Genomic DNA, 20,526 nt, shown 5'->3' with positions numbered 1-20,526 from the left:
TTTTTGTTCAAAAACGCTGAAATTGAGCTTTTAAAGCGGTTTAGTCGGGTTGATTAGTTCTTTACGTTAAAGCGCTTGATAAATACCGGGCGGTTGCGCTTCATAAAATCGGAGGGGTTTACGCCGAACAGCTTTGAGAACTGTGTGCGGAAATACTTCATGTTGCTGAACCCGGTAGCGGTGGCCACCTCGTTTACATTATATTGGGTGTTAATAAGCAGCTCGGCGGCCTTACGTAAACGGATAAACCGGATGAAGTTATTGATATTAAAACCTGACATGGACTTTACCTTACGGTAGAGGGTCGACCGGCTCATGCCTAGTTCAGAGATCAGGCTATTCACATTAAAGTGCTGGTCTGTGAGGTGTTTTTCTACCACCAGGATACATTTCTTCAAAAAGTCCTTGTATTCCTCCGAGATCGCGATGTTGTTCGACTGCAGCGTGATCTCGTTATAAAAGTAGTTACGGAGGTTGTTCCTTGTTTTTACGAGATTGGCTACGCGGGCCACCAGCAGGTCGCGTTCAAAAGGCTTGCTGATGTAATCGTCGGCGCCGCATCCCAGTCCTTTCAGCTTGCTTTCTGAGGAGGCGCTTGCCGTAAGCAGTATTACGGGGATATAGCTCAGCGCCGGGTCCTGTTTTAGCCACGCGCACCATTCTATGCCGTTCATCCCGGGCATCACCACGTCGCAGATCACCAGGTCGGGCATCTTTTCCTTTACCAGCAACATGGCTGTTTCGGCTTCCGGGGCTTCGTAAACGAGGTAGCCGGCGCTAAAAACCGCTTTGATGTAGTTTCGCATCTCCGAGTCATCATCGACCACCAGGATCACTTTATTTTCTGAAAAGATGTCGTCGATCTTAAAACCATCTTCCACGGTTTGGCTTTCGGGGCCGGCTGGCAGCACCTCCTCCGAGAGCTCTTCGAGGAAAACCGGGCCGGGGGAGTCGTCCATGCTCACCAAGTCCGCGGGGAAATGCGCATGCCCCTTCAGCAGGCTTAGCACGAAGGTTGTGCCACGCCCTTGTTCGCTGGTGTAGGTTAACCCACCGTAGTGATCGGCGGCAAACTGGCTGGCCAGGTAAAGCCCGATACCGAAGCCCGCCTTTAGCTGCCGCACCGATGATTTCGACTGGTAGAATTTTTCGAACAGCCTGTTTCCGACCTCTGCGGGGATACCGATACCTGAATCGCTCACGTACACCCTGATATGCTCCTGCTCCTCTACGACCCGGATCGTTACCCGGCCATGCGGCGGCGTGAACTTAATGGCGTTCGACAGCAGGTTAAACAGGATGATCTCCAGCTTTTCCCGGTCGGCAAATACCTGGAAATCATGGGCGGTAGTCTCGAGTTCGTAGTGTATCGCAGCCGATTTCGCCTGCTGCGAGAAGCATAAAAACACTTCGCGGCAAAGCTGGTTGAGGTTAATCGCTACCACTTTGAGCCCGGAAATGCCTGAGTCTGCTTTCCTGAACAGCAACAGCTGGTCGACCAGGCTCAGCAACCGCCGTGCGTTCCGGTAAATGATGTGCAGGTCGCCGGCATCCTGTGGCGCCGAACGGCTCAGCAGATCGTTAATGGGGTTAATGATCAGCGAAAGCGGCGTGCGGAATTCATGCGAGATGCTGGTAAAGAACTCCAGCCGCTTCTCGTGCACGGCAGATTGCTTTTCGGCATTCACCCGGGCGAGCGCCACTTCGAACTCCAGCAGTTTTTGCCTGAACCGGTAGCGGAAGTAGCCGTAGATACACCCCGCGGCGAATAACACATATAGCGTGTACGCCCACCAGGTACGGTACCAGGGCGGCAGCACGATCACGGTCATTGAGATCTCGCGGTTGGTCCAAACGCCTTCCGGGTTGGTGCTGTTCACCCGGAAGGTATAACTGCCCGGGTCGAGGTGCGTATAAATGGCGCTTCGCAGGTTGCCTGCATTGATCCAGCCACGGTCCCACCCTTCCATTTTATAGCGATAGCTGATCTGTTCGGCAGATGGGTATTGGATGGCGGTAAAGTCGAACGAAAAGATGGCTTCATTATAGGGCACCCGGATCTCGCTGATCCTGTCGTTATCCAGGACTGCCAGGTAGCCTGAAACCTGTTCGGTGGGCAGGTTATTGATCTTAAGGCCCGTAAAAACGATGCTGGGATCGGTAACCGATCCCGAGATGCTTGTGGGAGAGAACAAGGTTAGCCCTCTTATTCCGCCGAAGGCAAGCTCGCCGGAGGTTAATTTAAGAGAGGCATTGTAATTGAACTCTTTCTGCACCCCATCGCTCCTGGAAAAAACGTTGAACTTCCGCGTGCGCGGATCAAATCGCGACAAGCCGTTATAGGTGCTCATCCATAAAAAACCTGCCTGGTCTTCCTGCATGGTAAGGATGTAGTTGCTCCCCAGCCCGTCGGCGGTGGTGTATCTTTTTACCACCCGTTTCAGCTTCCTGTCGAACAGCATGAGCCCGCCTTCGGTGCCCAGCCAGAAATTGCCGTACCGGTCTTCCACGATCGCCCGCACGGGCTTATCTATTTCATACCACTGGTGGCGCTTTGTTTCGGGGTCGACCTGCACCAGCTTGGAAAACGCACCGCCCCATAGTTTTGCCGAACGGTCTTCGGTGAGCACCAGCAGGTCGCGGAGCGTCCGGTCGAACAACTCGAAACGATCGGCTGCCCGGTTGTACAGGTAGATGCCGTTCTGGAGCCCGCCCGCCCAAAGACGGTGGTCGCGGTCCTCATAGATCAGCCAGAACGTGGAGTTCACGGAATTATCCTGGGCGCTATAGCCGTAGTATTGCTTAAACTTATCGCCCGACGGGATATAGCGGCTGATCCCGGCCTCGTACGTGGCCAGCCAGGTATTGCCCAGGTAATCTCTCTTTATGCTGGTAATAAAATTTCCGCCGGGGGCGGAGGAATTACCTGAACCGGCCCGAAGGTTCTTAAACGTTGCGTTCTTCCGGTTCCATATGCTCAATCCACCGCCATCAGTACCGATCCACAGCTTGTGGGGCGTTTCTTCAAAAAGCGATAATATGAAATTGGAAGCCAGGCTATTGGGCATGGAAGGATCGTGGCTGATGGTTTGAAACCGTGCCCGCCGCGGATCGATCACGTTGATACCGCCGCGCAGGGTCCCGATCCACGTCCGCGATTCGTGGTCGAGGTAAAGCGCATGCACGGCATCGCTGGAAATAGGGGAATCGCGGTCCTGGCTGTTCAGCATCCTGGACCTGCCGGCCGAAATGGTATAAATGGTTATTCCTCCCCCGTCGGTACCTATCCAAAGCTCGTCCGCCCCCGCGCGCAGGAAGCTGGTGATACGGGATGAAGCGAGCATCCCGGTGGTTTTACCGCCCATAAACAGGTATTGGTTTGAACGGATAACGTACCTGTAAACGCCGCTCAGCGTACCGATCCACAAGGCGTCGTGGTCATATTGAATGCAAGAGACGAACTGTACATGGTTGTTCACCAATGTAAACCTGTTATTGGAGACATGGTATTGCAGCAATCCTTTCCCGCTTACGGCGAGCCATAACCCGCCATTGCCATCCAGGGTGAAGCCGGATACGTTGTAGGGCTGGCTTCCGGCGGAGATGAGCATGCCGGTTGCGCTTCCTTTGCGAAATACCACCAGGCCCAGGTCTTCGGCTGCAACGTATACATTTCCTGCTTTGTCGGCCAGGATGCTTTTGATAAACCCGGTAAGCTTTTTACGGGCTCCGCTCCCGTTGCCGGTATACCAGGCGGCCGTGAATTTCCCGGTTACGCTGTTTAAAATACCGGCACCCTGCCGGGTACCGATCCATAAGAGGTGGGCGCTGTCTTCTGCGATGGCGTTGATCCAGTTATGCGGCAACGAGGTGGTATCGCCATACCGGTTTCGAAAGATCTTAAAATCAGAGCCGTCATAACGGTTCAGCCCGTCATAGGTGCCGAACCATAAAAAACCGCTGTGGTCCTGGTAAATGCATCGTACGGAACTGCTGGAAAGCCCGGTTTCAGTGCCGAGGTAACCGATCACATGGTTCTTTTGCGCCCCCGCAGCAAGGGAACAGAACAGGACGACAATCAGCAGTACGTTATGCTTCCCGGCACGCATCAAAAGGATCATTGGTTACCTGCAAATATGCTATAAAATACCACTTAAACGCGATCCGCAATTTCTTGCGCTTTAAACAGCCCGGTCGCCCCGATCATAGCGGCGATTTCCCCCATTTCCGCTATGCGGATTTCCAGCGGGCTTAGCGAATGGGTAAGCGGTAAAAGGAAGTGCCGGTTTGCTTTGGCGATATTGCCGCAAATGAGCAGGACCTCGGGATCGAGCTTTTGAATGACCGGGGTAAGAAATTCGCTCATATTGGCAGCAAATTCATAGAATAGCTTTTTGGCTATTCTATTGGTTGCGGCAAGTTCGGCCAGCTCCTTAACCCCTTGCAGTGAAAAGCCGGTGAGGTCCGCGTAACGCTTCATAAACCAGCGGGTGGACAAGTGGTCGTCGGCGATGCCGGTCCTGAAACGCTCACTACCCAGGTTTAGGTCCAGCGCCTGTCCATTTACCAGGTGCGCGGAGCCGAAGCCGGTACCCAGGGTGATGCCCAACACGTTTTTAAACCCGCGGCCGGCGCCGGCGAACACTTCACCCGCGATGGTTGCTTCGGCATCGTTCCGGAACCGGATGCGTTCGGGCGGCAGCCCGGTGATCCCGGCGAAATAAGACTTGATGTTCATACCGTAAAGAGCCTCGTATTTATTAAGTCCTTTAATTAGGGAAACGCCATTTTCATAGTCAAACGGTCCGGGCATGGCAACGCCGAGCGCTATGACCGGCCCGTCGGCGGCCACCATGGATTGCTCCATACACCGCGCCCATGACCGCAGAATATGGCTGGCGGAACCGTTGCTCAGCACTTCTACACGACTTATGCTTTGTTTGAGCACCGTGGAACCATGCAGGCTGCAAATGCCCGTGGTAATATGAGAACCGCCAATATCGGCTGTTAACAGGTAAGTATCAGGTGAACTGGTCATAAGCACGAAATGCGGTTTTTATACAGTGACAGTTACCGCCCCGTTTTATACTCGCAAATTGAAATTGTTTGTGGTATCTTCATCGTTCATCAACCCGGCGCCGGAGTATAAACGGCCCCGGGAACTGTTAACGCAGTTAAACCTGTTAAACCAACATGAAAAAAGTGACTATTACTTTATGGATATGCATATTGCTGCCCGTAACGCTCCTTGCACAAAGCCCCAGGACGACGGTGAGGAAAGATGTGCCACTCGACTCGATCGTACTGAGCGACCCTTTTATCCTGGCCGACAAGAACACCGCGACGTACTACATGACCGGCACCGGCGGCATGCTTTGGAAAAGCCGCAATTTAAAAACATGGGAGGGTCCTTATGCCGTTACGAAAACTGATCCGGGTTCCTGGATGGGCCCGCGACCAAGGATCTGGGCTGCAGAATTGCACCAATACCAGGGAAAATACTATTATTTCGGCACGTTTACCAACACCAGCATTAAAATTGACACGGTGCAGGGAAACGTGATCGATCGCCGCGCAAGCCATGTCCTGGTAAGCGATGCGCCGGGGGGGCCGTATGTGCCCATGAAAGACAGCACTTACCTCCCGCCAGGAAAGCCAACGCTCGACGGCACTTTCTGGATAGATACCGACAAAAAACCCTACCTGGTTTACTGCCATGAATGGCTGCAGAACTGGAACGGCACCGTCGAAAAGATCGAATTAAAGCCCGACCTGAGCGGCACCATCGGCGAAGGTAAAGTGCTCTTTCGGGCCAGCGACTCGCCCTGGAGCAAAGAGAAAGACAAAAACGGGAACATTATTTTCAATAAAGTAACGGATGGGCCTTTCCTGTTCCGTACAAAAACAGGCCGCCTGGGCATGATCTGGACAAGCTGGGTGTATAACGTGTACACCCAGGGCGTGGCATATTCAGCCGGCGGGAAGCTTGACGGTCCGTGGATCCACGAAAAAGAACCTATCACGCCGCCTAATTTCGGGCACGGCATGTTGTTTAACACGTTAGACGGACGGTTGCTAATGGTCCTGCATAGCCACGAAGAGATTAATGGCAGGTACCACCGCGTTCCTCACCTGTTTAACGCCGACGTGTCTGGCGATAAACTGGTACTGGGCGCCCCTTATATCCCGTAATCAGCGGGACGACGACCTTAAAACACAAACATTTTAAATACATAGAGTATAAAAACATAACCGGCTTGTCTCTTCGTAACTAAAAATGCTGCCATCCGTTTTTACGCAATTTATCATCATCTCCCGTGTCTAATAACCGATACTTCAATTTTCTTGCCTGGGCAGTAATTATCCTGGAAGGATGCAGCGCCGGCAAAACGGCATCAACAACCTACCTCGAAAAACAGGCGCTCAAAACGATGCAGGTAATTCCCGCCGGCGTGGCGGATCTGCCGAGGAATGTAAACAAAGGCACCGATAAATGGCGCTTCGTCGATTTTAGGGACTGGACCAGCGGTTTCTGGCCAGGCACGCTCTGGTACCTTTTCGAGGCCACCGGCAACCCGCAATGGAAAGCAGCGGCGGAGCGGTTCACGTCGCAACTGGCGCCTCTTTCACGTATGAAAGCCATCGACCACGACCTGGGCTTCCAGGTGTTTAACAGCTACGGCAACGGTTACCGGCTAACCGGCGACCCGGAATATAAAGCCACCATCCTCCGCACAGCGGATACCCTGGCCACGCTGTTTAACCCGGCGGTAGGGACCATCCTCTCCTGGCCGCGGCCCGTACCCAACATGGAATGGCCGCAGCACAATACCATAATGGACAACATGATCAACCTGGAGCTGTTGTTTTGGGCATCGAAAAACGGCGGCAGCAAACGGTTATACGATATCGCGGTAAGTCATGCGGAAACCACCATGAAGAACCATTTCCGGCCCGATTACACCTCGTACCACGTGGTGGTGTACGACCGGAACAGCGGCAAAAAGATCAAAGCCGTAACCCACCAGGGGTATGCCGACGACTCGATGTGGGCGCGCGGGCAATCGTGGGCCATCTATGGTTTTACGATGTGCTATCGCGAAACACGCAAACCGGAATTCCTCGACTTCGTACAAAAGGTCGCCGATGTTTATCTCGACCGCCTCCCCGCAGACCTGGTCCCTTACTGGGATTTCAATGCACCCGGTATCCCCAATGAACCCAGGGATGCTTCCGCGGCGGCCATCACAGCCTCCGCCCTGCTCGAGCTTTCAACGTATGTGACCGATCCGGCAAAAGCGAAAAATTACCGGAAGAAAGCCACACGGATGCTTGCTGAGCTATCGTCTAGCCGGTACCTGAGCAACGGGGAGAATTCGGCATTTCTCCTGCATTCCACCGGCCACAAACCAAACGGAACGGAAATAGATGCCTCGATCAACTATGCCGACTATTACTTTATCGAGGCACTGCTGCGTCTTAAAAAGCTGGATGCCGGCAAACCGCTACCGGCCCCGTTATAGACCGTAAATCCATTAGCCCCCGCTATGAACCACGCAACCAAACCTGCCTTCACCGAGAAACGTTTTATCCTTACCCTGGTGTTCGTTACCTCCCTGTTTATGTTCTGGGGCATCGCCATCACCATGGCCGACGTGTTAAATAAACACTTCCAAAGTGTGCTTAGTCTCTCGAAATCGCAATCGGGATTTGTGCAGTTTGCGGTTTTCGGGGCGTACTTTGTAATGGGGGTACCCGCCGGGCTTTTTATGAAACGTTTCGGGTACAAGCGCGGCGTGTTGCTGGGGTTATCGCTGTTTGCAGCAGGCGCTTTCCTGTTTGTGCCTGCCGCCAATACGGCTTCTTTCGGCTTCTTCGGGGTCGCATTGTTTATTGTGGGCTGCGGTTTGTCTACCCTCGAAACAGTGGCGCACCCGTTTGTGGCCTCACTTGGCGATCAGCGTACCAGCGACCAGCGCATTAATTTTGCCCAGGCATTTAATGCAGTTGGCGCCATTGCAGGACCGTTGCTTGGCTCCTATTTCCTGTTCAGCCGTCATATTTCGGGCAGCACCGACCTCACTTCGGTAAAATTATTGTACCTCGGTATTGCGGTGGTCATCACTGCCGTAGCTATCGCCTTTTCATTTGTACAGGTTCCTCCCATCACAGATCCGCATGCGGTAAGCAAGAACGAAGCTATAAATAAAGACACCGCCCCCGGCAAATCGCTGGCAGCGCACCGGCACTTCGTATGGGCGGTTATCGCGCAATTCTTTAATGTCGCCGCGCAGGCCGGCACCTGGGCCTTCTTTATTAATTATGGACATGAAGTGATGAAATTCAGTGATACCGTGGCCACCAATTACATGAGCGTATTTATGGGAATGATGCTTACCGGCCGTTTTTTAGGCACGCTGCTCATGCGTTATATAGCGCCCAACAAGTTACTGGCTGCATTTGCTGCGGGTAATATCCTGATGTGCCTCATCGTTACACAATGCCTGGGCTGGCCCTCATACATCGCCTTGCTGATGATCAATTTCTTTTTCAGCATCATGTTTCCCACCATTTTCAGCCTGGGAATTAAAAACCTCGGTCCGCGTACGCAGCAGGCATCTTCGTTCATTTCCATGGGCGTGGTTGGCGGCGCGTTCTTTCCGCTGATCATGGGGCAGGTCGCCAATCACGATGTTGCAAAAGCGTATTACCTGCCCATCATTTGCTACGCGATCATCTTTTTCTTCGCAGCAAAGTTTTCCCGTGTGAAATAACCTCCGGGATACGGCAACCCGTTATTAACCCGGGTATATTTGGCCCGGAACGGCATTATCCAGCCTGGCATGACCAGGAATCAGCAAGCTACCTGCTGCCGTACACAGCCTAAACCGTAACACCAACCTATCATAATATCCTTTAACAACTGTAATTTAAATACCAACCGGTATATTAGCGGCGTTATGGATAAACCACGCAGCAAACCAGAACGTACACGCGCTTTTATAATCGGGCGTACGGCAGAGATCTTTAACAGGAAAGGATATGCGGGCACTTCATTGTCAGACCTCACCGGGGCAACCGGCCTGACCAAGGGGAGCATTTACGGCAACTTCGAAAACAAAGAAGAGGTGGCGCTTGCGGCGTTCGACTACAACTACGCCACCATTGCACGCATTATAAAAGCGGAAGTGGATAAGGCCGTTACCTATCACGATAAGTTAAAAGCTTACGCCGAAGTTTACCGCCGGATAGCCGGTGAGGTGAACGACCGCGGGGGATGTCCCATACTAAACACCGCCATCGAGGCCGACGACACGAACGCGGCCCTCAAAGCGCGCGCATCAGCCGCCGTCACCAGCTGGCACCGGCACCTTTCCAGGCTGCTCCGCCAAGGGATTAGTGCCGGTGAGTTTATTGCCGACACGCCGGTGGAGCAGTTATCCCTGTCGATCATTGCGCTGATCGAGGGCGCCATGATGATCGCGCGCGTGCAGGGAGCGCCCGGTTATATGGACCAGGTGCTAAACACCGTAAATCTGCTGATCGCGCAGGTAAAAGTCGCAACGCAGTAGCCTATGCGTTGTTGTAAACCTTAATAACCGGCTCTCTGAGCGCAGCGGCCGTATCGCTGCAAATAAACTTCATGATATCTGCAAGCTGCTGGGGTTTAACCCATTTGGCGGGATCCACGTCGGGCATCGCCTTCCGGTTCACTGGTGTATCAAGCGTACTGGGCACCACTACCGTAGCTACCACATCGATGCCTTTGGCCTCTTCGTTCAGGCAGGCGGCCAGGTTGAACAGGAGCGATTTACTCAGCGCATAGGCGATCATCGCTTTGCCGTCGGCGGGCTGAAGCGCCGGACGTGCGCCTACGAATACCAATCGTCCGCTGCCCGAGTCCTTCATGTGCGCAAAAAGCGGGCGGGCCGTATAATAAGCCGTTTCGAAATTCAGGGAGTACATTTTTTTCAGCTCCGCGCCGGTGGTAGCCGCAATATCGCCCATGGCAAACCCGCCGACTAACAGCAGCGCCGCGTCTATGTGCTGGTATTTCGCAAGGGCGGATGCGATAAACCGGCCGGTTTCGGTTTCGTCCGTAAGGTTAACCGCCTGTACTTCGAGGCTGGGATGCGGGGCGAGGTTATTCTTTGCAGCTTCGTTCACCACCGTGGCAAGTACTTGATAGCCTACTTCTAGGAACGTTTGGGTAACGGTGGTGCCCAGGTTTCCGTCGGCGCCGGTAATAAGGATAGTTTTCATGATGGTTGGCGGTTATCGCGATAAATTTAGCTAAAACCGGGGCTTAACGATTCCCCTGTTCGAAGAAATCCGTTATCGGGTACATTTGAGTAGTCCGGCAGGCGATAGGTGCCTCCCCGACGTTGATGGTTGGCATCTTTTATCCGCAAAAGCATACCGGTTTCACATTTTTAATGGCAAATTACCTTTAATGGTTTGTGCAAGTACATATTGTGTTGTACAGGCCAGTACTAAAAACCAGGAATGATCCTCTTCATGGTTCAAATTCACTTTTTCCGGGTTTTCGTGTAAATGTAATTTACCAGTTTATCGATATCGGCTTTCGTGATGGCGCCAGCCCACGCCGGCATTCCCTGGTCGATAATTCCGTTGGTAATGTTTGTTGCGATAGCGCGTTTGCCGGCGCCATACCTGAACTTCCCGGCGAGGAGGTTGGCGGTTTTGCCCGTTCCCTGGAGGTTATGCCCATGACAACCGGCAAAAAGGTATCCTGGTGGTGAATGACGGGCCATCCGTAGTTCCTGCCTTTTTTAATGCTGTTAATCTCGTCGCCGCCTGTGGGACCGTGTTCCGAGGCGAACAAGTTGCCGCTTCCCGGTTCAAAAGCCAGTCCCTGGGGGTTGCGGTGACCGTATGTCCAGATCTCTTTACGGGCGGTGTCGCTCTTGAAAAAGGGGTTATCTGCCGGGACGGTACCGTCATCATTGACCCGCAGGATTTTACCGTTATACGCTTTCAGGTCCTGGGCCAGCGCAGGCTGATCTGTATATAGTTATTTGCCACATAAACGAACTGGTTGGCGGTAAAATCCGGGTGAATACACATACCCAGCAGGCCGGATTTATTGCGAAGCGGTATATCAGGAACAAGGTATGCGGGTTTGGGCAGCAGTTTCCCGTCGCGGTAGATGCGTACGCGACCGGGACGCTCGGTAAAAAGCATGCTGTTATCGGGTAAAAAAACGATCTGCCACGGCACTACCAGGTCGCGGGCGAGGGTATCAATGATAAAACCCTGGTCTGCAGGAGAACCGCCGACCAGGGTTTTATCGTACAAAGTGGCACTGGTTAAAAGGCCGAAGATGGAAATCATTAACCTTTTTTTGAATGCAATATTAATTACCAGCTTAATATTCCGCCAGCGGCAGCGCTTCGCTCGTTTCCAGCTCTACCTGTTTATAACCGCCCTTCCGCGACCTGAACCATAAAATAAGGCCCACATAACAGGCAAACATCACGATGGGGAAAATTGCTACCGTTTTAAGTGCGTCTTTTTTCGCCTGGTTTTGCACTACCTGCACAATAGCGGTCGTTTCCAGCGGCGCGGTCGCAAGCTTTTCGGCGTCGATGGTTTTATAGGCGCCGAAGATCCCTGTTTTTTCCTGCGTTACGTAAGTGGAATGCAGGGCGGTGTTGTTATTCTTGTCATACAGCGCCAGGTTCTGGTCCAGCTCTTTATCCTGCACGAAGCCGAGTACCACTGCGCCCACTACACCTACGCCCATCATACCTACCGCGCCGGTAAAATTCAGGGCCAGGGCGCCTCCTTTGGGGAACTGTTCAGACACCAGTCCAAGCATGGTTGGCCAGAAATAGGTCTTGCCAAGCGCATACACGGTAGCGGCCACGATGATCATCATACCGGTAGCCTGCGAGAGAAAGAACAGGCCAATTACGGCGATAAACGAGCTTGTTGCCAGCAGTCCAAGCGGGGAAAGCCGGTGCACGATCGGCCCGGAATAAAACCGAAGGAAGGCCATGATGATCGATGTGTAGATGAGCACCCATCCGCCCTGCAGGCCTTTTTCAGCCATAGCGGGCGTCATCAGGTCGGTGATCCAGCTGTCCGTGCCCAGCTCGGTGGTAGCCAGGGGAAGCATGATCAGGATGAGCAGGATAAACACCGGCTGCCCGAGCGAACGCACATAAAATCCAAAAAGACCCGTAACCAGCAAGGTGCCGATCACGCTTACCGTAGTCGACCAGCCAAACAGGCTCCCGAGCTGGAACATGCTTAGCGCGATGATAACCAATGCACCCAATATGCCTACTTCCTTCAGCATTTCGAGGTAGGTAACGCCGGCTTTCACACGCTCGTTCACCGGGAACTCGCGTTTTACGATCAGCCAGCCGTATACCACCACCGGGAGCATAATAAAGCCGATAATGATGCTCCAGGGAAACTGCTGGTTGATCATAAAGATGCCCAGCAAACCGCCGGCCACCATCCCGGCAGGCCAGGCGGCGTGGAGGATATTAAGCCATTTCGTTTTTTCCTTCGGGTACATGGTGGCCACAACGGGGTTCACCACCGCTTCTACCGCGCCGTTGCCCAGGGCAAACAGGAACGTACCAACGTATAACGCCCAGTACCCATTGGCCATCACGGTAATGATCACCGAGGCTACATGGCAAACAAACCCGAAGATCATCGATTTTTTGTAGCCGATCTTATCGATCACGAGGCTGAAAAGCACGATACTGATGCCGAACGGCCAAAAGCCCACGCCAAAGATCTCGCCCTGCTGCGTTTTACTAAGGCCGAACTGGGTTCCCCACTGGGCCATGATAAAAGCGCGGAACACGAAGCCGAATGCCGAAGCCACAATGGCCATAAAGCATCCCCAGAAAAGTAATTTTTTGGCACGGGCGTCTTCCTGCATTACTGCATTACTGTTAGATACATTCATTTAATTAACCGGTTAGTAAAGGTTTATGGTTGTTTGAATAATTCCTTATAAAACCTGAGGCCTTCGCGTGCCAGCTCATCCGAACTGTTTGCGAGCGGCCGCCATATGCTGGCAGCCTTTGCGATCTCTTCAGACACATCTCCGAAGGTTTCGATGACAATGGCGCCGTCGTATTTTATTTCGTATAGTGCATCCCTGATGCCGGTCCAATCGAGGTTGCCCGTGCCTGGGGTTCCCCGGTCGCTTTCATTGCCCTGGATGTGGCAGATCAGGTCGCCCGCTTTACGGATGGTATCCGGGATGTTTTTCTCTTCGATGTTACCATGGAAAGTGTCGAGCTGCAGCTTCACGCTTGCCATTCCCACCTCCCTGATCAGCGCTATTGCCTGGTCGGCGGTATTGATCATGTCGGTTTCGAAGCGGTTAAGCGGCTCTACGCCCAATGTCACCCCGTGAAATTCCGCTACCTTCCCTACCCTTTTCAGGTTTTCTACGCACCATTCCCGTTCTTGTTTCTTCTGTTCCGGCGAAACCACCCTGCATTTGCCAACCGCCGAATACAACGGACCGCCAAATACCGGGCTGTCCATCTCTCTTGCAATATTAATGCAATCTATGATATATTGAACACCTTGTTCACGAATACCGGGATCGGTGCTCGATATATCGCGGCCGGGCCCGATGGCGCCGCTGACGGTTACCTCCAGGCCGGTTTCTTTTACCATCTTCTTCAACAGCGGCCAATCCATTTCATCTTTGCGCTCTATAGCGAGCTCGATAATGTCGAAACCCATCTCCTTCACTTTGTACAGCAGGTCGAAAGAGGCTGTGGTAAAAGGCGAAGTCCACAGGAACGTACTTACTCCGAATTTCATCATTTAAAGCTCAAAGTCAGGGATTTGGATCCTTTTGCCGCCATTCATGGCCGATTCGTGCGCACAAATACCTGCACAGGTATAGTTGGCCGCGACATCGGCGTCTACGGCCGAGTTCCTGCCTTCCACAATGGCCGCTACGAACTCCTGCACCAGGTGCGGATGCGAACCGCCATGGCCGGCACCCTGTAAAAAGGATACGTGGTTAGGGTCATCGATCTTCTCGCGGCGGGTAAAATGTTTGATCGGCTCGATCAGCATGCCATCGGTATCGGGCACATCGATGCGGGCAGCATTCTCGCCACCATCGAATATAACGTGGCTTTCATCCTGCAGCTGCTCCCACTCGAACGACATTTTAGTGCCGTACACGTCGTAACTTTCGCGGTACTGGCGCACCACGTCGAACAATGAACGGGTAGCTTCCGCAATTACATCCGAATTTTTCAGCGTAAACGTAGCCGTTTCTACCGCGTAAGGCGCATTGTAGCGGCTGGCGAGATCGTCGCTCAAGCGGCCGGAGCCATGGCATACCACGCTTTCTGCTTTCGTATTGTTTATGCGCAGCAGCGGCGAAATGGCATGGGTGCCGTTCAGCATCGGCGGGAAACCTTTCCAATACTCGCCCCAGCCTTCCATGCTCATGTCCTGGATATGCGAGCCTCTTACAAACTGGATCTTACCCAGTTCACCGCTTTCGGCAAGGTTCAGCCCGTACAAGAACTCGCGGGTATAAAGCGCGGTCTCCATCATCATGTATACCTTGTTCGCTTTGCGCTTTGCTTCTACAATGGCAGTGCAATCTTCAACGGTCATGGCCATGGGAATGGTACAGGCGGTGTGCTTGCCGGCATTCAGCGAAGCCAGCGCCATCCTGGCATGATCGGGCACCGGGGTAACGATATGGATGGCATCTACATCCTCCCGCAGGGGCACATCTTCAAAGTTCTGGAAGCAAAGGTCTTTATCGAGGTTAAATTTTGCCGCAAGTTCATCCAATGTTTGCTGGTTCCTGGTGCAGATCCCCACCGCTTTAATATTTGGATGAGCCTGGTAAATGGGAATAAACTCCTTTCCAAAACCCATTCCGACGATCACTACAGTAATTTTTTTCATGTTTTTAAATTTGCATTAAGGTGTTAGTTAGATAGAAGACCCGTGCGCAGGTAGCTGAAGCTCGACGGGTCGATCGTTAATTTATCAGGTTGCCCTTTTTCTTTGGTAAATTTTGCTTTTATGAGCACGGTGGCGCGCGGCGAAACTTTCGTTTGCGAGCGGTGAACATGAAACACGTAACTGAGCGTTCCGTCATTCGCGGTAAAGAAATCTCCATGCCCGGTGCCGTTCACATTCAATACATTCCTGCTGATCACCGGGTTCCCCCGGTATTTTTTCCACGGCCCCAAGGGCGATGCGGAGGTAGCATATCCCATGGCGTAATCAATGTTCCTGAAATCGTTTGCACTGTAGAACAAATAGTAAAGTTTATTATGCTTTATCACGGTAGGCCCTTCGGTTACCGGCCAACCGGCGTTAGCGGTGTTCTCCCATGGCTGGGTGCCTGAAATGCATTCCACTGCTTCACCCGCCTCCACGTCAGACAGGTCGCTCTTCATCGGCGCCACAAAAATGCGGTTACCGTTGGTGAGCCGTACATGGTAGAGGTAAGCCTTCCCGTTTTCGATAAATATGAACGGATCGATCTGTTTTACCGGGCCCGAAAGCGGCCTGATCTCTTTCTGGGTGAACGGGCCTAACGGGCTGTCGCTTTGCGCTATGGCGATATGCTCGTCGGCCGTATAGGCCATATAATACAGGTTGCGGTATTTAAAGATCTGGGGAGCCCAAAAACCACGGGTGCCATAACTCTCGCCTTTCAGCAATGCAAACCCGTTCCGCTTGCCTGCGGGAGCGCTCCATGTTTTAAGATCGGCAGATGTATACACCTGGAACCCGTTATTACTGCCGGTACCGTACAGGTAGTACGTGCCTTTGTCGGCGAAAATGGTTGGATCTGCCAGGAAAAGCGTGTCCTGCTTTTCTATCGCCGGACTGGCGGATTGTGCAAATGCGGCCATGCTTACCCCGCCGGCCAGGAACAGGAAAAACAGGACGCCTCTCATTTTTTCGAAACCCATTTCACCGCATTACGAAGGATAGCCTGGTATTGAGGAATGTTGTGCGACTCGGCATCGTGCCCCAGCGCGATTCCCACGATCCTTGCCTTATCGTTTTTAACCACGAAGATGGACGGGAACGTTTTTTCGGAACCGGCCACGCTGTTACTCGCCAGCACTTCAATGCCCGGGCCTGCCGGATCGGGGATATAATAGTAGCGTTCGTCTTTTAAGGTAAGCTTTGCCGCCTGCCCCTGGGTAACCGGGTGCGTGGTGTTGGTAAAATTCACGTCGAAACTACCGTACCGGTCATGGCCGTTAGAACCGCCGGCGGCGATCTGCTTGTTGTACTCGGGCCAATCTTTCCAGTTATACCAGAGTGCGGCGTGCGCAAGCAACAATCCCTTGCCAGCCGCTATGTGATCGAGAATCGCCTGGCGCGAAGCCTGGCTCTTAATCGCCTGGTTGTTGCTTAGGTATAGCACATCGGTACTTTTCAGGTACTCGGCGATAGAATCTGTATTGGCGGTATAAGTAACCAGGTAGCCGGCCTGCCGCAGCGTGGTTGCATCGGCGCCTTTATACCAGAGATCGAAGTTATGCGAGGAGCCGCCGCCTACCAGCAGCACCCGCGTAGCTTTACTTCCCTTTGCGCCCGGCGATTTAACCGCGCATGAAGAAGCGAACATGGCGAGCAGCCCCAGGATAAGCAGCCTGCCGATCCGTAATGAGGGATAAGATGAATGATTTCGTTTCATTTTATGATGATTTGGTATGATCTGGTTATTTATTTAACTACCCGCATAATTCCGTTCATGCCCCGCCAGTGACCGGGAAAAGTACACACAAACGGGTAATCGCCAGGTGTAGCCGGAACGGTAAAAGTTAGCTGGAAATCGTCGCCCGGATCGAGCAGTTTAATGGAGAACAACACCTCAGGGATAGACGGGATATAGCTCTTGGCCGAGGCTTTGGGGTCGGTGAGCATGGCATCCGCCGCCGCTCCCAGTTTAGGTAAGGTACCGGGTTTAATGATCACCATGTTATGCTGCATGCCGTCTGGGTTTTCGAAGTTGATGGTTACTTTTTGCCCCGCCTTTACGGTAAACAGTTTTTTATCGTACTGCATCATCTCCTTCACTACGCGGATGGTGACGGTGGCGGGCCCGGTGGCCGCAGCGGCAGGCTTGGTTACCGCTGTCCCGGCCGCCGGTTTTGCTGGGGTTTTGGTTTTTGCCGGCGACGTTTTCTTCGGCGCTGTTTGCGGCGGCGTTACCACGGCGGCCACAGGCTTTTTAAGCTCGATGGTTGCGCGCTGCATGTCGCCCCTCAGGCGGAACTGCCCGGTGTAAGGGCCCATCCGGTTGTCGTCGTCGAGGTCTGCCGTGGTACGCAGCGGTTGCACCAGCGGTTGCGTGAACAGTGACGGCGCTTTCGCGGAAGCGGCTTCTTTACCGTCGATCAACACGGTCATTTGCCCGTTGCCGGCAAAGCTGGCGGCCAGCGCAAACCGATCAGGCAACGGGGCAGAGGTGGCGGCGGTATAGCTACGTCCATCCTGTTTTACGGTCATGAACAGTTTCCCGTCCTGGATGTAGATGCCGTACCCGCCCAGGATACCGCCCTGTGCTGCGATCACGCCCTGGACGGGGTCCGGACCTCTTCTGTTAATATTGGCTTTGATGGTAAACTCCTTTCTGGCCACGTTGGGCGACATTACCAGGTTTCTTCCCCCCAGGTCGTACACTTCGTTGGTGAGCGCTTTAGCGATACGCTCGCTTAACGACATCACATCCGATGACACTACATTGTCGCCCTGCGGTTTTGGCGCCGCGGCCATAAAGCCTTCGCTATGCGCTATAGAGGCGGCAAACAGGGCCCGCGAAAGCCATTCGTCTTTCCCGTTTTCGGGTTTTAAGCTGGCCTCGTACAGTTTTCTGCCCATCGCTTCGGAAGCCGGCATTTCTGCGACGGCGAGGAATACGGAAAGACGGGTATTCAGGTTGGGATCGTTTAACAAGCCATTCCTGAGGAAAATGTCTTCCGTGGTTTGTGTTTTGGGCAATACTTCGGCAGCAGCTTTACGCACGCCGGCGGCGGGATGCGCCAGCGCGGCAGTGGCAGCCTGCAGTGCCGCGGCGTTGGCGCCGTTAAGCGCTCCCAGGCCGTGCAAGGTCCACAACGCGTGTACCGCCGGGCTGTTGAGACCGATGGAATCTACGCTTTGATTGCCTATGATGTTTATCAACCCCGTAACCGCCGAAAGGTCTTTAGCTTCTACCAGTAACCGCTGGGCCGTCATGCGCCAGAACATGTTATCGTTGTTAAGCGCACTTACCAGGCCGGGGATATCGTTCTTTGACAATTTTGGCGCGGTGTATGACTTGCCTTTTTTGTACACGATGCGGTAAATACGGCCGTAATCGATGTCCCTCAGCGGGCTGCTGAAAGCATTTCCCTGTCCCCTTGGCTGCTCCGTGAACGGAAGTACCATCAGCGAAGGCGCCTGCCGCTCCACGAATACGTTGTGCTGGATGATAAAGTTGTACCAGTCTGAAACCCATACCGCACCGTCAGGACCTACTTCAGCCTGTACGGGCCCCACCCACTCGTCGTTACTGGCGAGCAGGTTCCAGCCGTCCTTTTCGGTAAAACCGGCGCCATCAGGTTCGATAACGGCGCGGTGAAGCAACCTCATGGTTGGCTCGCACACCAGCGAGATGCGGTTCCAATACTCGCGCGGAAAATTACGTGCCGTGTAAAGGTGGCTTCCGGCGGCGGCCGTAAACCCGCCCACCACATCCACCTGCCGGAGGTTTGGCGTCATGGCATGTGCGTCATAGTGCCCGTCGATCTTTTGAACGGGTAACACCGTAGTACCCGAAAAACCACGCTGCATAAATTTGCGGTGCATGCTGTAATAAGCGGCATGAGTATTATTGGCGGTAGAAATAAATACGTTATTATCTTCCGAGAAACCGAGTCCCCAGGTATTATTGGAGGTGTTACCCAGGAAATCGAGGCCGGTACCATCCACGTTCACGTTATATACGCCTCCGCGGAAATTGATCGGTTTGCCGTCTTCCTTGGCAGTGCCGGTAAAAGAAGAGCCCACTACTCCCCATATCTTATTGTTAAAACCGTACTGGAGGTTCGAGGGACCAAAATGGGTGTCGGCTTTTTCCCATCCGGTAAGGATATTTTCACGGATATCGGCTTTGTCATCACCATTGGTATCCTTCAGGAAAACGAAGTAGGGAGCCATAGACACAATCACGCCACCATTGGCGAAAACCATACTCGTAGGAATGTTCAGTTTATCGGCAAAGATGGTAAACTTGTCGGCCTTGCCATCCCCGTTGGTGTCTTCGCAGATCTTAATGCGGTCGTTGGCCGCGCCGTCTGTTTCCAGGAAAGTGTTCGGGTAATCCACCGATTCAACGATCCATAAACGGCCGCGCTCATCCCACGACATCGCGATCGGGTTGGTAATGTCCGGCTCTGCCGCGAAAAGCCTGATCTCGAAATCGGGTGGTACCTGGATCAGCTTGATCGATTCTTCGGGTGTTAACGCCGGCTGTACTTTGGGTACGAGGTGACGGGCAGTGAAGTCTGCGATGGTATCCGCGTAAATGCTTACGTTGGGGACCTTGAGGCGTTCTACCTGGTCGCGCACCTGGTCGCCGATGGCCCACAGCACCCCATTGCTTACGAGTTTTAAGAAGCCGAGTTTTTTCCAGGTCACGTCGTCATGACCGTAAGCGGTATAAAACACGCGCCCTTTCCCCTGGTTGCGTACCCAGGTATAGGGCTCGCGTTTGCCGTCTTCCATGCGCTCCATCAGCACGGTCATGTCAGGGTTAAGTTTCTGGTGAACGTACGTTTCGTCGGTGGTCTGGAACTCGGTAAGATCACGGGTAACCGGGTGGTTTTTATTCGTAATGGTCGCAGTAAACGGCCCCATTTTGTGCGAGAGGAACTGCCCGCCGACGGCTTTTATGTACCATTCCGAGTTTTTGAAACACCCCGATGCCGAATGTAACGGGATGAGCCCCTTACCACCTTCCACGAAATCTTTTAAAGCGCTTTCCTGCGAGGGCGAGATCACATCGTGGTTGGCGTAAATCACCAGGCCGTCGTATTTAGCCAGGTTAGCAGGGTTCAGGTCGTTCAGCTCGGTGGTATAAGTTACGTTAATGCCCGATTTAAACAGCTCGATGGCCAGCCAGGGAGCATATTTACCGGAATCGTGGTGTTTCGAAGTATTTCCAAGGAACAGGATCTCGGCCCTCCGGGGTGCCGGGAGGTTGGCGGCGTCGGCTTTTGCCGGGCTGCTGCTGGTCGTCCGCGTCTTATTGGCGCAGCTGTCGAGCAATAAGATTCCTATAAAGAAGACGTAAATAATCCTTTTCATTTTGTTAAGTTTATACTGGGTCAGCACAACAATAGTAGCGGTTATTCTACACTAAAAAATGCTACATATTATCCAATTTGTGTCAAATTGTACCACAATTATGAAATATTTCCTTAATTTGTGACAACATTAGAAAGTAATGAGTTTTTATAGTGGAAACGAATATTG

15 protein-coding genes and 1 pseudogene are annotated in these 20,526 nt (G+C 53.0%); 4 read left to right on the top strand and 12 right to left on the bottom strand.

Annotation, left to right across the window (positions count from 1 at the left end; all coding sequences use genetic code 11):
• Positions 1-53 precede the first annotated feature (53 nt).
• Both GS398_RS13790 and GS398_RS13785 read right to left on the bottom strand, forming a co-directional pair.
• On the bottom strand, positions 54-4,121 hold the full coding sequence (locus GS398_RS13790; protein WP_160907380.1) for a two-component regulator propeller domain-containing protein: 4,068 nt from the start codon (positions 4,119-4,121) through the stop codon (positions 54-56).
• Positions 4,122-4,153: 32 nt separating this feature from the next.
• Positions 4,154-5,038, bottom strand: coding sequence for an ROK family protein (locus GS398_RS13785; RefSeq protein ID WP_160907379.1), 885 nt, complete (start codon positions 5,036-5,038; stop codon positions 4,154-4,156).
• A 155-nt stretch (positions 5,039-5,193) separates the two neighbouring features.
• Here GS398_RS13785 and GS398_RS13780 point away from each other — a divergent pair, with 155 nt between their 5' ends.
• The 4 genes from GS398_RS13780 (at position 5,194) to GS398_RS13765 (ending at position 9,572) form a co-directional block, all read left to right on the top strand.
• Entirely contained in the window at positions 5,194-6,192 is a 999-nt protein-coding gene (locus tag GS398_RS13780; protein WP_160907378.1) for a glycoside hydrolase family 43 protein, read from the top strand.
• Positions 6,193-6,317: 125 nt separating this feature from the next.
• On the top strand, positions 6,318-7,523 hold the full coding sequence (locus GS398_RS13775) for a glycoside hydrolase family 88 protein (protein WP_369410263.1): 1,206 nt from the start codon (positions 6,318-6,320) through the stop codon (positions 7,521-7,523).
• Positions 7,524-7,547: 24 nt separating this feature from the next.
• Positions 7,548-8,774: an L-fucose:H+ symporter permease gene (fucP, locus tag GS398_RS13770; RefSeq protein WP_160907377.1), complete on the top strand. Its 1,227-nt coding sequence runs from the start codon at positions 7,548-7,550 to the stop codon at positions 8,772-8,774.
• A gap of 186 nt (positions 8,775-8,960) precedes the next feature.
• Positions 8,961-9,572 carry a TetR/AcrR family transcriptional regulator gene (locus GS398_RS13765; protein ID WP_160907376.1) on the top strand — a complete coding sequence of 204 codons (612 nt, stop codon included), beginning with the start codon at positions 8,961-8,963 and terminating at the stop codon, positions 9,570-9,572.
• Between the two features lies 1 nt (position 9,573).
• Here GS398_RS13765 and GS398_RS13760 read toward each other — a convergent pair whose 3' ends face one another.
• The 10 genes and pseudogenes from GS398_RS13760 to GS398_RS13720 all read right to left on the bottom strand — a co-directional run bounded on the left by GS398_RS13760 (position 9,574) and on the right by GS398_RS13720 (position 20,358).
• Positions 9,574-10,263 carry an SDR family NAD(P)-dependent oxidoreductase gene (locus GS398_RS13760; RefSeq protein WP_160907375.1) on the bottom strand — a complete coding sequence of 230 codons (690 nt, stop codon included), beginning with the start codon at positions 10,261-10,263 and terminating at the stop codon, positions 9,574-9,576.
• Positions 10,264-10,529: 266 nt separating this feature from the next.
• Positions 10,530-10,775 (bottom strand): c-type cytochrome, encoded by a 246-nt coding sequence (locus GS398_RS22475; protein ID WP_237488192.1) that lies wholly within the window; start codon positions 10,773-10,775, stop codon positions 10,530-10,532.
• Positions 10,751-10,978: pseudogene (locus GS398_RS22835) on the bottom strand (PQQ-dependent sugar dehydrogenase); the annotation flags it as partial. The pseudogene GS398_RS22835 and the gene GS398_RS22475, both read right to left, overlap by 25 nt.
• Positions 10,979-10,998: 20 nt before the next feature.
• The gene (locus GS398_RS13750; protein ID WP_160907374.1) at positions 10,999-11,355 is read right to left on the bottom strand and encodes a PQQ-dependent sugar dehydrogenase; all 357 of its coding nucleotides are present in this window, start codon (positions 11,353-11,355) and stop codon (positions 10,999-11,001) included.
• A gap of 34 nt (positions 11,356-11,389) precedes the next feature.
• The gene (locus tag GS398_RS13745) at positions 11,390-12,952 is read right to left on the bottom strand and encodes an MFS transporter (protein ID WP_202406067.1); all 1,563 of its coding nucleotides are present in this window, start codon (positions 12,950-12,952) and stop codon (positions 11,390-11,392) included.
• Between the two features lie 23 nt (positions 12,953-12,975).
• The gene (locus tag GS398_RS13740) at positions 12,976-13,830 is read right to left on the bottom strand and encodes a sugar phosphate isomerase/epimerase family protein (RefSeq protein WP_202406066.1); all 855 of its coding nucleotides are present in this window, start codon (positions 13,828-13,830) and stop codon (positions 12,976-12,978) included.
• Entirely contained in the window at positions 13,831-14,943 is a 1,113-nt protein-coding gene (locus tag GS398_RS13735) for a Gfo/Idh/MocA family protein (protein ID WP_160907373.1), read from the bottom strand.
• Positions 14,944-14,966: 23 nt separating this feature from the next.
• Complete coding sequence (locus tag GS398_RS13730; protein WP_202406065.1) at positions 14,967-15,965, bottom strand: glycoside hydrolase family 43 protein; 999 nt, start codon at positions 15,963-15,965, stop codon at positions 14,967-14,969.
• A complete protein-coding gene (locus GS398_RS13725) occupies positions 15,947-16,702 on the bottom strand; it encodes a ThuA domain-containing protein (protein ID WP_160907372.1) in 756 nt (251 codons plus the stop codon). Before GS398_RS13725 ends, GS398_RS13730 begins: the two co-directional genes overlap by 19 nt.
• A 29-nt stretch (positions 16,703-16,731) precedes the next feature.
• A complete protein-coding gene (locus GS398_RS13720; RefSeq protein ID WP_160907371.1) occupies positions 16,732-20,358 on the bottom strand; it encodes a PVC-type heme-binding CxxCH protein in 3,627 nt (1,208 codons plus the stop codon).
• Positions 20,359-20,526: the final 168 nt, after the last annotated feature.

The organism is Hufsiella ginkgonis (assembly GCF_009834915.1).
GTDB classification, from domain to species: domain Bacteria; phylum Bacteroidota; class Bacteroidia; order Sphingobacteriales; family Sphingobacteriaceae; genus Hufsiella; species Hufsiella ginkgonis.
This window is presented reverse-complemented; position numbering and strand designations above follow the sequence as displayed.

Coding starts and splice junctions, on each gene's coding strand:
- GS398_RS13790 (WP_160907380.1), bottom strand. CDS start 4,121: ATGATCCTTTTGATGCGTGCCGGGAAGCATAACGTACTGCTGATTGTC.
- GS398_RS13785 (WP_160907379.1), bottom strand. CDS start 5,038: ATGACCAGTTCACCTGATACTTACCTGTTAACAGCCGATATTGGCGGT.
- GS398_RS13780 (WP_160907378.1), top strand. CDS start 5,194: ATGAAAAAAGTGACTATTACTTTATGGATATGCATATTGCTGCCCGTA.
- fucP (WP_160907377.1), top strand. CDS start 7,548: ATGAACCACGCAACCAAACCTGCCTTCACCGAGAAACGTTTTATCCTT.
- GS398_RS13765 (WP_160907376.1), top strand. CDS start 8,961: ATGGATAAACCACGCAGCAAACCAGAACGTACACGCGCTTTTATAATC.
- GS398_RS13760 (WP_160907375.1), bottom strand. CDS start 10,263: ATGAAAACTATCCTTATTACCGGCGCCGACGGAAACCTGGGCACCACC.
- GS398_RS22475 (WP_237488192.1), bottom strand. CDS start 10,775: ATGGCCCGTCATTCACCACCAGGATACCTTTTTGCCGGTTGTCATGGG.
- GS398_RS13750 (WP_160907374.1), bottom strand. CDS start 11,355: ATGATTTCCATCTTCGGCCTTTTAACCAGTGCCACTTTGTACGATAAA.
- GS398_RS13745 (WP_202406067.1), bottom strand. CDS start 12,952: ATGAATGTATCTAACAGTAATGCAGTAATGCAGGAAGACGCCCGTGCC.
- GS398_RS13740 (WP_202406066.1), bottom strand. CDS start 13,830: ATGATGAAATTCGGAGTAAGTACGTTCCTGTGGACTTCGCCTTTTACC.
- GS398_RS13735 (WP_160907373.1), bottom strand. CDS start 14,943: ATGAAAAAAATTACTGTAGTGATCGTCGGAATGGGTTTTGGAAAGGAG.
- GS398_RS13730 (WP_202406065.1), bottom strand. CDS start 15,965: ATGGGTTTCGAAAAAATGAGAGGCGTCCTGTTTTTCCTGTTCCTGGCC.
- GS398_RS13725 (WP_160907372.1), bottom strand. CDS start 16,702: ATGAAACGAAATCATTCATCTTATCCCTCATTACGGATCGGCAGGCTG.
- GS398_RS13720 (WP_160907371.1), bottom strand. CDS start 20,358: ATGAAAAGGATTATTTACGTCTTCTTTATAGGAATCTTATTGCTCGAC.